At 60.3% G+C, this 13325-nt stretch carries 14 protein-coding genes; 1 reads left to right on the forward strand and 13 read right to left on the reverse strand.

The annotated features are described in order from the left end of the window. The 12 genes from trpS to pilM all read right to left on the reverse strand — a co-directional run. On the reverse strand, window positions 1–923 hold a 923-nt coding region (gene trpS / locus B3797_RS06190; protein WP_311790648.1), incomplete at its 3' end, for a tryptophan--tRNA ligase. A 13-nt stretch (window positions 924–936) separates the two neighbouring features. After that, window positions 937–1617, reverse strand: a complete 681-nt coding sequence (locus B3797_RS06195) for a phosphoglycolate phosphatase (RefSeq protein ID WP_120457298.1) — start codon at window positions 1615–1617, stop codon at window positions 937–939. Beyond that, entirely contained in the window at window positions 1601–2284 is a 684-nt protein-coding gene (gene rpe, locus B3797_RS06200) for a ribulose-phosphate 3-epimerase (protein WP_126689796.1), read from the reverse strand. The genes B3797_RS06195 and rpe overlap by 17 nt, the downstream gene beginning before the upstream one ends. A 66-nt stretch (window positions 2285–2350) precedes the next feature. Beyond that, a complete protein-coding gene (dam, locus tag B3797_RS06205; protein WP_311784102.1) occupies window positions 2351–3163 on the reverse strand; it encodes an adenine-specific DNA-methyltransferase in 813 nt (270 codons plus the stop codon). Window positions 3164–3257: 94 nt separating this feature from the next. Continuing rightward, a complete protein-coding gene (locus tag B3797_RS06210; protein ID WP_311790649.1) occupies window positions 3258–4325 on the reverse strand; it encodes an SPOR domain-containing protein in 1068 nt (355 codons plus the stop codon). 72 nt (window positions 4326–4397) lie between these two features. Beyond that, complete coding sequence (gene aroB, locus B3797_RS06215) at window positions 4398–5486, reverse strand: 3-dehydroquinate synthase (protein ID WP_311790650.1); 1089 nt, start codon at window positions 5484–5486, stop codon at window positions 4398–4400. 38 nt (window positions 5487–5524) lie between these two features. Continuing rightward, window positions 5525–6046 carry a shikimate kinase AroK gene (aroK, locus tag B3797_RS06220; protein WP_033753090.1) on the reverse strand — a complete coding sequence of 174 codons (522 nt, stop codon included), beginning with the start codon at window positions 6044–6046 and terminating at the stop codon, window positions 5525–5527. Window positions 6047–6406: 360 nt separating this feature from the next. Next, window positions 6407–7672, reverse strand: a complete 1266-nt coding sequence (gene hofQ / locus B3797_RS06225; RefSeq protein ID WP_311790651.1) for a DNA uptake porin HofQ — start codon at window positions 7670–7672, stop codon at window positions 6407–6409. Continuing rightward, on the reverse strand, window positions 7611–7997 hold the full coding sequence (locus tag B3797_RS06230; RefSeq protein ID WP_311790652.1) for a HofP DNA utilization family protein: 387 nt from the start codon (window positions 7995–7997) through the stop codon (window positions 7611–7613). Before B3797_RS06230 ends, hofQ begins: the two co-directional genes overlap by 62 nt. Next, window positions 7987–8478, reverse strand: a complete 492-nt coding sequence (locus B3797_RS06235; protein WP_311790653.1) for a hypothetical protein — start codon at window positions 8476–8478, stop codon at window positions 7987–7989. Before B3797_RS06235 ends, B3797_RS06230 begins: the two co-directional genes overlap by 11 nt. Beyond that, window positions 8471–9013 (reverse strand): PilN domain-containing protein, encoded by a 543-nt coding sequence (locus tag B3797_RS06240; protein ID WP_311790654.1) that lies wholly within the window; start codon window positions 9011–9013, stop codon window positions 8471–8473. The genes B3797_RS06235 and B3797_RS06240 overlap by 8 nt, the downstream gene beginning before the upstream one ends. Continuing rightward, window positions 9013–9828: a type IV pilus biogenesis protein PilM gene (gene pilM, locus B3797_RS06245; RefSeq protein ID WP_311790655.1), complete on the reverse strand. Its 816-nt coding sequence runs from the start codon at window positions 9826–9828 to the stop codon at window positions 9013–9015. The genes B3797_RS06240 and pilM overlap by 1 nt, the downstream gene beginning before the upstream one ends. Before the next feature lie 117 nt (window positions 9829–9945). On the opposite strand from pilM, the gene mrcA reads away from it, so the two are divergent. Beyond that, window positions 9946–12495, forward strand: a complete 2550-nt coding sequence (gene mrcA / locus B3797_RS06250) for a peptidoglycan glycosyltransferase/peptidoglycan DD-transpeptidase MrcA (protein ID WP_311790656.1) — start codon at window positions 9946–9948, stop codon at window positions 12493–12495. Window positions 12496–12630: 135 nt separating this feature from the next. On the opposite strand, the gene nudE is transcribed toward mrcA, so the two are convergent. After that, window positions 12631–13197, reverse strand: coding sequence for an ADP compounds hydrolase NudE (gene nudE / locus B3797_RS06255; RefSeq protein WP_311790657.1), 567 nt, complete (start codon window positions 13195–13197; stop codon window positions 12631–12633). Between the last annotated feature and the right edge of the window lie 128 nt (window positions 13198–13325).

The following is a 13325-nucleotide window of genomic DNA, read 5'->3' on the forward strand; positions in this document are numbered from 1 at the left end:
TCGCGCATCACTTGCTCCAGGAAGGCTTCATCGTTGCGGTAGCGGTTGTAACGCTCCTGCAGCTCAGAGAGCATGCCGGATACCGCATCCGCCACGGCGCCTTTCAGGTGGCCATACATCTTGCCTTCGAACTCCGCTTCCAGCTCGGCAATAGTTTTGCCGGTCACGCCCGACAAGATATCCAGCAGGTTCGACACCCCGGCCTTCTCCTTGACGTCGTAACGCACCACTGGCGGCTCTTCGGAGTCGGTAACGGCGCGTTTGATCTTCTTCACCACCGACTTCGGATCTTCCAGCAGGCCGATAACGTTATTGCGGTTATCGTCCGATTTGGACATCTTACGGGTCGGCTCAAGCAGCGACATTACGCGCGCGCCAGATTTCGGGATAAACGGCTCAGGCACGCGGAAAATATCGCCGTAGATGGCGTTAAAGCGCTGTGCGATATCGCGGCTCAGCTCAAGGTGTTGTTTCTGGTCTTCGCCTACCGGCACCTGATTGGTCTGATAAAGCAGGATATCCGCCGCCATCAGCACTGGGTAATCAAACAGACCCGCGTTAATGTTCTCTTCGTAGCGAGCCGATTTGTCCTTGAACTGGGTCATGCGGCTCAGCTCGCCGAAATAGGCGTAACAGTTCAGCACCCAGCTCAGCTGAGCGTGTTCCGGTACGTGCGACTGCACGAAAATCGTGCTCTTGCTGGGATCGATGCCGCAGGCGAGATAGAGCGCCAGCGTATCCAGCGTCGCCTTGCGCAGCGCCGTCGGATCCTGGCGAACGGTGATAGCGTGCAGATCGACGATGCAGTAAATGCAGTGGAAATCGTCCTGCATCTGCACCCACTGACGCAGCGCACCCATATAGTTGCCAATGGTAAGTTCGCCGGACGGCTGTGCGCCGCTGAAAACAATGGGTTTGCTCATACTTGTGTCCTGATTAGTGCAGCCCGAGAAGGGGCAAAAGTTCATCAAAAGAGTCGAGAGTCAAGTCAGGGTTGCTGCCGGAAATCGGCTCGCCGTAGTTATAGCCATAGGTCATGGCGACGTTCGGCACCCCAGCGGCCTGAGCCGCCTGAATATCGTTGCGTGAATCGCCGACGAACAAAAGCTGATTCGGCAGCACGCCGAAGCGGCCCAGCACCAGGAAAATAGCGGCAGGGTGCGGTTTCTTTACGATCACATCATCGCCGCCGATGATCAGCGTAAAAGCTTCGGCGATGCCCAGCGACGCCAGCAGCGGCGCGACGAAAGGCGTCGGCTTATTGGTGACGATCGCCATCGGCAAGCCTTTGGCATGCAGCGCCAGCAGCGTCTCTCTTACCTGCGGAAAGAGCGTGCTGCCCGCCTCCACCGTACTGGCGTAATGTTTGTCGAACAGCGCGCGCGCGTCGCGCTGCTCATCGGGCTGCGGCGCGCGGCCCAGCGCCCAGGTCAGCGCGCGCGACATCATCACATCCGCGCCGTTGCCGATCCAGGTAGAGGCGCGCTCTACGCCCGCGGGCGGCAGCTGTAAATCCGCCAGCGCGTGGTCGATAGCCTGCGCCAGCCCTGGCGCGCTGTGCACCAGCGTACCGTCAAGATCGAACGCCAGCGCGCGGATATCAGTGAAATGAGCCATTAACCTTCTCCAGTTCGTGCCGCATTTCATCAATCACTTTCTTGTAGTCGGGATGGCCGAAAATCGCCGAACCGGCAACGAACATATCCGCCCCTGCCGCGGCGATCTGCGCGATGTTGTCAATTTTTACGCCGCCGTCCACTTCCAGGCGAATATTGTAGCCGCCGTGATCGATGCGCCTGCGCGCTTCACGCAGCTTATCCAGCGTACCGGGAATAAAGGACTGGCCGCCGAAGCCAGGATTGACTGACATAATCAGGATCACGTCGAGCTTATCCATCACGTAATCGAGATAGCTCAGCGGCGTCGCGGGGTTAAATACCATGCCCGCTTTGCAGCCGTGTTCTTTAATCAGCTGCAGCGTGCGGTCAACGTGCTCGCTCGCTTCGGGATGAAAAGTGATATAGCTGGCGCCTGCTTTGGCGAACTCCGGGATCAGCGCATCGACCGGCTTAACCATCAGATGCACGTCTATCGGCGCGGTAATGCCGTAGTCGCGCAGCGCTTTCAGCACCATCGGCCCCATCGTCAGATTGGGAACATAGTGGTTGTCCATCACGTCGAAATGCACCACGTCGCCGCCAGCGGCTAACGCTTTTGCGGTATCTTCACCAAGGCGGGCAAAATCCGCCGAGAGGATTGAAGGGGCCAGCAAATATTGTTTCATCCGATTCTCCCAATGTTGTGCGCCAGCCTTGCGGCTGACGTAATGCCTGGTCGCGGACGAAACAGACTAGCAGTAAAGTGCCAGCAGTTCGTCGACCTGTGTGCGACCCGTTATGCTCCGACTGATAGAACGCCGAGCTTTAACCACATGTAAGACTGCATCCTGATACCAGAGACGCGTCAGCGCGGTATCGTGATTAGAGATCAGAACCGGTATGCGGCTCTCCAGCGCCAGCCGCGACGCCAGCTCCGCAAGATGCTGCTGCTCCCGCAGGCTAAAGCTGTTGGTGTGGTAGGCCGTAAAATTGGCCGTTGCCGACAGCGGCGCATAGGGCGGATCGCAATAGACCACCGAACCCGCCTGCGCGTTAGTCAGGGTAACATCGTACGATTCGCAGACAAAGGTCGCCTTTTGCGCCCGCTCAGCAAACCATAGCAGTTCAGCCTCAGGAAAATAGGGCTTGCGGTAGCGGCCGAAGGGCACGTTGAACTCGCCGCGCAGATTATAGCGACATAAGCCGTTGTAACCGTGGCGATTAAGATAAAGAAACAGCAGCGCGCGCTCATAGGCGTCGCGGCTGGCGTTAAAGGCGGTGCGGCGCAGGTAATAGCACTCCGACGTATTGCCTTCCGGCGAGAAGAGCCGACGCGCATCCTCGATAAACGCCGCGCTGCGGTCTTTAACGATGTTATAGAGGTTAATCAGGTCGCTGTTGATATCCGCCAAATGGTAGCGCTCATAGTCGGTGTTGAGAAACACCGAACCCGCGCCGACAAATGGCTCAATCAGGCAGTCGCCTTGCGGCAGATGGCGACGGATATCCTCCATCAGAGGGTATTTGCCTCCTGCCCATTTCAGGAAAGCGCGATTTTTCTTCATGCTGTCGTGGTTATACATCTTATTGTGGAGCTGTGGCGGACCGACAGCAGAACGGCGCTTATCAACGGGGCCGGATTAACCGGCCCCACATGGTTTACTGGCTGGCTTCTTTTTTAACCTGGCTCACGGGCTTCACCCAGGGATTTTGCGCGCGTACTTCAGCGGGCAGCGAGGCGACGGCGCGTCGGGCGTCCGCCGAGGTCGCGTAAGATCCGCTCACCAGCACGTACCACGGCTGGCCGTTGCGGGTGGTTTTGTAGACGTGATAGCCGCTGAGATTTTGTTTCTTCGCCCAGGCGTTCAGGCTTTCTGCGCGCGAGGCACCGCTCAGCTGTAGCGTATAGTTGCCGCCCGGCACCGACTTGCCTGCTGCGCTGCTGCTGGCTGTTGCGCTGCTGCTGGATGCCGCGCCGTTGCCGCTTGTCGTGCCGCTAAGGGCAGGACGCGCTGGCGTGGTATGGGTGCGGCTTTCGCTAACCGCTGGGCGGCTGGCAGCGGCGGATTTATGCGCCGGTTCGCGTGAGACATGCGGCTGCGCTGCAGGGCGCGGCGTGGTCGGACGCGTCGCCGCAGGCGCGCTAATGCTGTTGCCAGCGCTACCGCTGACGGTCGCCGGTGCAGTCGGCAGCGAGCTGCCGCCCTGTACGGCGTTATCAACCTGCTGCTGCTGGTTGCTCAGCGCGCTGTTGAGATCGCCAGGCAAGGTGACGCGCTGCTGACTGGCGGGCGCCTCCACTGGCGCTGCCTGAGTCGGTGTAGAGGAGACCGGCGGCATAGAGATGTCGCGCGGCGCGCTGCTACTGGCTGGCGCGCTGCCATCGGTTGGCGCGTTGCCTGTGGCTGCGCCTTCCGTCGGCGCCGTCTGGCCGCCGCTCATGGTGGTCGAGCCGGAAAGATCGATACTCTTTTCGCCGCCGTTGCTGCCGGAGGACGCCGGTGCGTTATTCGCGCCGTTGCCTGCCGCCGGTTTGCTCTCATCGGGGCCTTTCAGCGCCGATCCAATGCCAAGCACCAGCAGCAGCAACACCAGAATGCCGATGCCCATCATCATATGCTGGCGCGAAACCGGCACTTTAGGTGCAGAAGCCGTCTTACGCGGGCGCGAGGGACGGCGGTCGCTGGCGTCAGGTTTTAACTCGTCTTCCGGTTTAAACTCATCCATTTTGCCTCCTCCGTAAAGCGGCATTCGGCCATACGCACCCCGCGCGCCGCGTCACCACTTAACTGCTTATATTCAGGGTTTCTGACAGTCGTTAATCGCAGCCAGCACCATATCATGCGCCACGCCGCCGCGCACTTCGGAGCGGCCTAACGCCAGCGGCAGCACCAGCCGCAGCTCGCCGCCCAGCACCTTTTTGTCGCGCAGCATATGCGGCAGATAATCTTCCGCCTTCATGCTCTCCGGGCCGTGTACCGGCAGGCCCGCGCGCTGCAACAGCGTGATGATGCGCTGCGTGTCGGCCTCACTGAACTGACCCAGACGCTGCGCCGTACGCGCCGCCATGACCATGCCCGCCGCGACGGCTTCGCCGTGTAGCCAGTTGCCGTAGCCCATGTGCGCCTCGATGGCGTGGCCGAAGGTGTGCCCCAGATTCAGCAGCGCGCGCTGGCCATGTTCATGCTCATCCGCCGCGACGACCTCTGCCTTAAGCTCGCAGCAGCGGCGAATGCACCAGGCTGTCGCCTGTTCATCGAGCGCCAGCAGCGCATCGAGATTTTGCTCCAGCCAGCTAAAGAAATCGCCGTCCAGAATAATGCCGTACTTGATCACTTCCGCCAGGCCTGAAGCCAGCTCGCGCGGCGGCAGCGTACGCAGGCAGTCAGTATCGATCACTACCGATGCGGGCTGGTAGAAGGCGCCGATCATGTTTTTGCCTAACGGGTGGTTAACGGCCGTTTTGCCGCCGACCGATGAATCGACCTGCGACAGCAGCGTGGTGGGCACCTGAATAAAGCGCACGCCGCGCTGATAGCTGGCGGCCGCAAAGCCGGTAAGATCGCCGATCACGCCGCCCCCCAGCGCAATAAGCGTGGTGTCGCGGCCGTGCGGCTTTTGTAGTAACGCGGTAAAGACCTCATCCATCACAGCCAGCGTTTTGTACTGCTCGCCGTCGGGTAGAATCACCTGATCCACTTTGACGCCCGCAGCCGTCAGCAGCACCGAGAGCTTTTCAAGATAGAGCGGCTCCAGCGTCTGGTTGGTGACCAGCATCGCGTTATCACCCGCTTTCAGCGGCCAAAAAGAAGCCGGATCCTTGAACAGTCCGGCGGCAATGGTGATGGGATAGCTACGCTCTCCCAGTGAGACGGTGATCTTCTCCATGATGCTCGATACCTGTTACTGAGCCTTTCGGCATTAGATCAGTTTTTTTCCAACATGTGGATAATCTGGTTGGCCACCACTTTCGCACTTTGATCGTCAGTACGAATGGTGACATCCGCGATCTCTTCATAGAGCGGGTTGCGCTCGCCCGCCAGCGCTTCAAGCACTTCACGCGGCGGCGAATCAACCTGCAGCAGCGGGCGCTTTTTATCGCGCTGCGTGCGTGCCAGCTGTTTCTCAATGGTGGTTTCAAGATACACCACGACACCGCGGGCGGAGAGACGATTGCGTGTTTCCCGAGATTTGACGGAACCGCCGCCGGTCGCCAGGACAATGCCCTGCTTCTCGGTCAGCTCGTTAATGATTTTTTCTTCGCGGTCACGAAATCCAGCTTCGCCCTCGACGTCAAATACCCAGCCCACATCCGCTCCGGTACGTCGCTCAATTTCCTGATCGGAATCGAAAAATTCCATATTGAGTTGCTGAGCTAACTGACGACCAATAGTGCTTTTGCCGGCACCCATCGGCCCAACCAGAAAGATATTGCGTTTCTCTGCCATTTTGTCGGTATTACTAAGAATTCGTTGATGATACCCCGCGTTCAGCGATATCGCTGGCGGGACAGGAACTGAGACCTCATGAGCGTTAGCAAGAGTCAGACGAAAAATTATCTCAACACTCAAGGGCGTTTGGCAACCGAATAAATCGCGCCCGGCATTCCCCTTGCGGGACCGGTGTGCGATATGCGAAACGATGCGCATTAGCGCTGCGCTTTTTACGCGCCGCCTTCAGGAGAGATATCTGACCCTGACGGATACGCGCCGTCGGGACGGTTACAGCGTTCTAAAAATCGCTAAACCTTGTATGCTAATTCCAGTCCTGCGTCAACGCAGTTGGCACTACGGAGCGCATTTTCCGGTTTATCCGGCCGTAAGCGCTGCTTCCCTGACCAATCGAGGCGTAATGAAGATTACCAGCTCGCGTTTTTTATTTTCCGCGGTCTGATGACGAAACAGCGCCCCCAGCAGCGGGATATTGCCCAGCACCGGCACGCGATTTTCGCCATGGCTTCGCTGCTGCTGAAAAATACCGCCCAGCGCCAGGGTTTCACCATCTTTCAGCGTGACCTGCGTTTCGATCTCCTGCTTATCAATGGAGAGTATGCTGCTGTCGCCGTTCTGAATCGCTCGGCCCGGCACGTTCTGGCTGATGCGGACTTTCAGGTGGATGCGCCCGTTGCCCAGCACGTCAGGCGTCACTTCCATACCCAGCACCGCCTCTTTAAATTCAATAGTAGTCGCGCCGCTGTTGCCCGCCGAAACTTCATAGGGAATTTCGCTGCCCTGCTTGATCGTCGCCTTCTGCTGGTGCGAGGTGAACAGACGCGGGCTGGCGATAATTTCGACCTGATTTTCCTGCTCCAGCGCGCTTAGCTCCAGATCGAGCAGCCGACCGCCGACCCGCGCCAGCGTGACGCCCGCCGTTATTCCCGGCGAGCCAGCCGCCAGCGGAATCGCCAGTCGTGGATTACGCAACGCGTCGGTCACCGCGTCCGCGCTGGCAGGGAGATTCCAGTTAACGCCGAGTTCGCGCAGCGTCTCCTCGCTGATGGTGACGATATGCGCCGCCAGCTCAACCTGCTCAAGCGGCACATCAAGCGCCTGCAGCCAGCGTTCGGCATCCCTGAGCGCCGAGGGCGTATCGCGCAGCAGCAAGGCATTAGCGCGCGCATCCAGCGTCACGCTGCCGCGCGGCGTCAGCAGCGTCTGCCGCTCCCCCTGCAGGCTGCGATAGACCTCTGCCGCGTTAGCGTAGTGCAGCGTCACGGCGCGCAGTTCTAGCGGCGGCGGCGTGCTGGCCGCCAGCTCTTGCTCTTGCTGCTGTTGCCAGCTGTCGGGATAGACCAGCAGCACGTTCTCCTCTTCCACTACCGTGAGCGCCGCCAGCCGCGTCACCAGCGAGAGCGCCTGCTTCCAGGGCACGTCATCAAGCCGCAGCGAGAGCTTTCCCTCCACGCCAGGAGCGATTAACAGATTAAGGTGCTGATAATCCGCCAGCGCCTGCAGAATCCGGGCTACCGGCGCGTCATCGAAATTAAGGCTGAGCCGCTGGCCGTTATCGTCGTCATTCGCCAGCGTCGGCGTCAGCCAGAGGCTCGCCAGCAGAAAAAGTGTCATCCTGAGCATAAGCGCTTCCTTTCAGGGAGAGAGTAATCATCTGCGGCGAGCAGCCGCTGCCTGTCGTTAGCGTCAGGCTGCGAGGCGCGATGGCGCTCAGCCGCCAGCCCGACAGTGGAAGGGGGGCCGCCGGGGCGATCTTAACGGTGGTGCCCTGGGGAGAAACCAGCCAGGCACGCAGGGCAGGCGCTCGTCCCAGCACGCCCTGCAGCCGCCAGCCGGTCAGGGCGGTCGGCGCGACGCACAGGCTGCTCGCCAGCGGCTGAAACGGATCGCGCGGCGCGGCATACAGACTGGCTGTGCTCAGCCAGAGGAGCAGGCATTTAGCGCGCATCGTCGCTCTCCAGCCAGAGCCTCGCCCGTACTTTTCCCTGGTGCGCCTCAAGCAAGAAGCGCGCGGGGAAAGGAACCGTCGTGCGCGCCAGATCGCCGAACAGCGGCTGAAACTGCTCCCACGCCATCAGCAGCGTTAAGCTGCGCGGCTCTGACTCAGGCTGCCACGCCTCCAGCTGGCTGCCGCGCGCCGCCAGCAGCGCTTCAAGCGGCGCGGCGTGAAGTGCGGCAGAGTGGTCTGCAATATCCGCCAACTGCGCTCGCAGCAGCGCCTCCGCAGGCAGCGCGTTAAGCTGCGCCAGCTGCTGCTGGTATGACTGTTCAAGCCTGGCGATGTCAACGCGCAGCTCCTGCTGCGCCAGCCGCTGCGGCCGCACAAGCAGCAGCCACAACGCCAGCGTCGCCAGGGCAAAGCACGCCGTCGCCATAGCGATCTGCGCGCGCAGCGGCAGGCGCAGCCAGGGCTCCAGTACCCTATTCATCGCCGGACTCCTCCAGCCGGGCGCGCAGCGCAAAGCGATAGTAACCGTCCGGCTGACGCGCTATATCGCCCTGCTTTACCGCCGCAAACAGCGTCTGTTCGCCGAGCCGTCGACGCAGCTCGCCTATCGCCCCCATATCCAGCGAGCGCCCTTCTACGCTCAGCCGCGCCGGCTCTTTTTCCACGCGCTCCAGCCAGATCTGATCGGGCAGCAGCGCGGGCAGCGCTTGCCAGAACTGATGCCATCGCATCAGCTCATCAGCGTGGCGCTGCGCATGCCGCCACTGCGCCTGCTGCGTAGCCAGCTGCTGCTGCAGATCGCGACGCTGGCTGAGTTGCCCGGCGATGGTCGTCAGCGCGTCGTGCGCGTCGCTCTGCGTGCTCCTTAGCTGCTGGCTGGTGCGGTCGAGATACCACAGCTGTAGGGCTATGCCCAGCATCAGTGCCAGCAACAGCGTCGCGGCAACGCCCAGGGCGGCGCGGCGCTGACGTCGCAGACGCGCATGCCGCCACGGCAGTAAATTCACCGCGATCATCAGCAGTCCTCCGGGCGCAGCGCCAGACCAGCGGCGATACAGAACGCCGCTTCCTGCTGCGGCAGCGGCGGCTGCTGATAAGTAAACAGCCTGAACGGCGAGAAAGGAAAAAATGCGGCGGGCAGAACGACATCGGAGGGCGCGCAGCCGTATAGCGTGCTGGCCTGAGGAAAAGAGCGCTGCGCGATTTCTTCTGCGGTTGTTTCCAGGCTGGCGCTGCCGACGACGCTCTCGCTGGCGCGGCTATACCAGAGCCACTGCGCGTCGTGACAGAGCAGCAGCGCGGTATCGTCGGCCAGCCCAGCGGCCTGCGCCGTCAGGGCCAGAGCATGCGTCGTCAGTTCAAAAACCCTGGGGCGAAGCGCGCTCTGCTGCAGCGGCGCCAGCCACTGCGCGATCACCGCCTGCCGCGCGGCCGTTACGTAAAGCTGGCGATCCACGTCGCTGGCGCGATAATCCAGCGCCAGCGCTTCCGGCTCGACAGGAAAGAGACGCTGCGCCGCCGACGTCACGTAACGTTCCAGCGCAGGCTCCTGCAGACGCTGCGTCGGCAGAGCCAGCGACCGTTGCAGTACCAGCTGCGTCGGTAATCCGACGCGTAGCGAATAGCGCTGCGGCAGCTGCTGTTGCAGCATGCGCAGCGCCGCCTGCAATTCAGGCGAAGATTGCAGCACGCCGTTTCTTAACGTATCTTGCGGCAGCCCTTGCTGCCACCAGCGGCACAGTTGCCAGCCGCCGCGTCGGCGCTGTATAGCGAGAGCGCAGAGCTGCGTATTCTGAATATCCAGTCCGACTTGCCATGTCTGAAAAGCCATGCGCGCGATCTCCTTATCTACAGGGGTAAAAGGACATATCAAAGCGTCTGGCTTGCCTTTATACTACCGCGCGGTTGTTTATAAACTGCCCAAACGACAACAGATGGGAAACTCCAGGTGAAGTTCGTAAAGTATTTATTAATCCTTGCAGTGTGTTGCATCTTGCTGGGAGCTGGCTCGATTTATGGTCTGTACAAATATATAGAGCCGCAGTTACCCGACGTTAACACGCTGAAAGATGTGCGCCTGCAGACGCCCATGCAGGTGTACAGCGCGGATGGCGAACTGATCGCCCAGTACGGCGAAAAACGCCGTATTCCGCTGACGCTGCAGCAGATGCCGCCAGAGCTGATCAAAGCGTTTATCGCGACAGAAGACAGCCGTTTCTATGAACATCACGGCGTAGATCCGGTCGGCATTTTCCGGGCGGCCAGCATCGCGCTGGTGTCCGGCCATGCGTCGCAGGGCGCGAGTACCATTACGCAGCAGCTGGCGCGTAACTTCTTCCTCAGCCCTGAACGCACGCTGATGCGTAAAATCAAGGAAGCGTTTCTCGCCATTCGCATTGAGCAGCTGCTGAATAAAGATGAGATCCTTGAGCTCTATCTGAACAAGATTTATCTCGGATACCGCGCCTATGGCGTCGGCGCTGCAGCGCAGGTCTATTTCGGCAAGCCGGTGGATCAGCTCTCGCTGAGCGAAATGGCGATGATCGCGGGCCTGCCGAAGGCGCCTTCGACCTTTAACCCGCTCTACTCCCACAGCCGCGCGCTGGCGCGTCGCAACGTGGTGCTCTCGCGTATGCTGGATCAGCGCTATATCACCCAGCAGCAGTACGATGAAGCGCGCAATACGCCGCTGGAAGCGAGCTATCACGGACCGGAAATCGCCTTTTCTTCGCCCTACCTGAGCGAAATGGTGCGTCAGGAGATGGTGAAACGCTACGGCGACGGCGCTTACAACGACGGCTATAAGGTCTATACCACCGTGACCCGTCGCCTGCAGCAGGCGGCGCAGGAGGCGGTGCGCAATAACGTGCTGGCCTATGATATGCGCCACGGCTACCGTGGGCCGACCAGCGTATTGTGGAAAGTAGGCGAACCCGCCTGGAGCCAGGAGCAGATCCTGAAAGCGCTGAAGCCGCTGCCGGTTTACGGCCCGCTGTTGCCTGCCGTAGTAACCCAGGCCAGCAGTGACGAAGCGACCGCGATGCTGAAAGATGGCACCAGCGTCTCGCTGGGCCTCGCTGGCGTGCGCTGGGCGCGTGCGTTTAAGTCCGATACCGTACAAGGTCCAACGCCGCGAAGCGTGACCCAGGTCGTACAGACGGGCCAGCAGATTTGGGTGCGTAAAGTGGATAACGACTGGTGGCTGGCGCAGGTGCCGGACGTCAACTCGGCGCTGGTGTCGCTCGATCCGCAAACCGGTGCGGTACGCGCGCTGGTCGGCGGATTCGACTTTAATCAGAGCATGTTTAACCGCGCTACCCAGGCGCTGCGTCAGGTCGGCTCCAACATCAAGCCGTTCCTCTATACCGCAGCGATGGATCGCGGCCTGACGCTCGCTTCCATTCTGAACGACGTACCGATTTCGCGCTGGGATGCCGGCGCGGGCGCCGACTGGCGACCCAAAAACTCGCCGCCTACCTATGATGGCCCGATTCGTCTGCGTCAGGGGTTAGGTCAGTCGAAAAACGTTGTGATGGTACGCGCTATGCGCGCGATGGGCGTCGATTACGCGGCAGAATATCTGCAGCGCTTCGGTTTCCCGGCGCAGAATATCGTTCATACCGAATCGCTGGCGCTGGGCGCGGCTTCCTTTACGCCGATGCAGGTGGCTCGCGGCTACTCGGTGATGGCGAACGGTGGTTTCCTGGTCGACCCTTACTTCATCAATAAGATTGAGAACGAGCAAGGCGAAACGGTTTTCGAAGCGAAACCGCGCATCGCCTGCCCGCAGTGCAATTTACCGGTGATTTACGGCGAAACGCGCAAGGCGCTGGCGCTTAACGAGGAGAGCGTCGAAAACGTCGCGACGTCCGATCAAAACCAGAATCAGACTGCGCCGCAGCCCGCGCTGGAGCAGGTTCCCGCTCAGCCGCAACCGGGCGAGCAGCAGTATGCGCCGCATGTGATCAACACGCCGCTGTCGTTCCTGATCAAAAGCGCGCTTAACTCCAATATCTTTGGCGAACCGGGCTGGATGGGCACCGGCTGGCGCGCGTCGCGCGACCTGAAACGCAACGATATTGGCGGCAAAACCGGTACCACTAATAGCTCGAAGGATGCCTGGTTCTCTGGTTACGGCCCTGGCGTAGTGACTTCGGTATGGATCGGCTTTGACGACGCGCGCCGCGACTTAGGCCGCAGCACGCTCTCAGGCGCGATTCCAAACCAGATTTCCGGTTACGAAGGCGGCGCGAAAAGCGCGCAGCCTGCCTGGGATGACTATATGAAGAGCGCGCTGGACGGCGTGCCGGAGCAGCCTCTGACGCCGCCGGACGGCATCGTTACGGTCACTATCGACCGCAGCACCGGCAAGCTGGCCAACGGCGGCGGCAATACGCGTCAGGAATATTTCATCAACGGCACCCAGCCGACGGAATATTCGGTGCATGACGTCGGCACCACCATTATGGATAACGGTGAGAGCCACGAACTGTTCTAAATACTGATAAACCCAGCAAAAAGGCCGACAGCGATGTCGGCCTTTTTTTACTAGCAATGTGCTAGTGCGGGTGAACGTTATGAGCTGTCTGTAATGCTAAAAGCCGGCCGTCTTATTCAGTCGCTACCATAATCGTTAGTAGCGCAGCCGTTCCTGCTGCACCAGCCATTCGCGCACCAGGAACAGCGCGCTGACGTTGCGCGCCTCGCGGAAATCTGGCTCCTGCAGCAGCGCCAGCAGGTTATCCAGCGGCCAGCGATGTTCAATCAGCGGCTCAGGCTCATCGCCCTCCAGCCGTTCAGGATAGAGCCCTTCCGCCACAACGATATTCATCTTGCTGGAGAAGTAAGAGGGCGCCATCGTCAGCTTGCTGAGAAACTCCAGCTTCTCTGCGCCGAAGCCCACTTCCTCTTTCAGCTCGCGGTTGGCCGCCTCAAACACCGTTTCGCCCGGATCGATCAATCCCTTGGGAAAACCCAGCTCATAGGTTTCCAGCCCAACCGCGTACTCCTGAATCAGTACGACCTGATTATCGATAATCGGAACAATCATTACCGCCTCGCGCTCGGACGGCTTCATTCGCTCATACACGCGTCGCGCGCCGTTGCTAAAAGCGAGATCGACCGACTCAACGGTGAAGAGCCGCGAACGCGCCACGGTTTCCACATTGAGAATGTCGGGTTTTTTTAACGGATTCTTCATATCAGCCTCAGACTTTCAACGCCGTGCGATGCCGGGAAAAAATTAGCTTACCTGACCACAGGCGATTGTGCGACAGCGAGTTTAGCCACTCAGCCCAACGCTACGCCGTATCAGAGGCTTACGGGCGT

The sequence above is a fragment of the Pantoea sp. UBA5923 genome, assembly GCF_002431095.1.
Classification (GTDB): Bacteria; Pseudomonadota; Gammaproteobacteria; order Enterobacterales; family Enterobacteriaceae; genus Pantoea; species Pantoea piersonii.

Bases quoted from the DNA above. Each gene is read 5' to 3' on its own strand.
- B3797_RS06195 (WP_120457298.1), bottom strand. From the start codon at position 1,617: ATGGCTCATTTCACTGATATCCGCGCGCTGGCGTTCGATCTTGACGGT.
- rpe (WP_126689796.1), bottom strand. From the start codon at position 2,284: ATGAAACAATATTTGCTGGCCCCTTCAATCCTCTCGGCGGATTTTGCC.
- dam (WP_311784102.1), bottom strand. From the start codon at position 3,163: ATGAAGAAAAATCGCGCTTTCCTGAAATGGGCAGGAGGCAAATACCCT.
- B3797_RS06210 (WP_311790649.1), bottom strand. From the start codon at position 4,325: ATGGATGAGTTTAAACCGGAAGACGAGTTAAAACCTGACGCCAGCGAC.
- aroB (WP_311790650.1), bottom strand. From the start codon at position 5,486: ATGGAGAAGATCACCGTCTCACTGGGAGAGCGTAGCTATCCCATCACC.
- aroK (WP_033753090.1), bottom strand. From the start codon at position 6,046: ATGGCAGAGAAACGCAATATCTTTCTGGTTGGGCCGATGGGTGCCGGC.
- hofQ (WP_311790651.1), bottom strand. From the start codon at position 7,672: ATGCTCAGGATGACACTTTTTCTGCTGGCGAGCCTCTGGCTGACGCCG.
- B3797_RS06230 (WP_311790652.1), bottom strand. From the start codon at position 7,997: ATGCGCGCTAAATGCCTGCTCCTCTGGCTGAGCACAGCCAGTCTGTAT.
- B3797_RS06235 (WP_311790653.1), bottom strand. From the start codon at position 8,478: ATGAATAGGGTACTGGAGCCCTGGCTGCGCCTGCCGCTGCGCGCGCAG.
- B3797_RS06240 (WP_311790654.1), bottom strand. From the start codon at position 9,013: ATGATCGCGGTGAATTTACTGCCGTGGCGGCATGCGCGTCTGCGACGT.
- pilM (WP_311790655.1), bottom strand. From the start codon at position 9,828: ATGGCTTTTCAGACATGGCAAGTCGGACTGGATATTCAGAATACGCAG.
- nudE (WP_311790657.1), bottom strand. From the start codon at position 13,197: ATGAAGAATCCGTTAAAAAAACCCGACATTCTCAATGTGGAAACCGTG.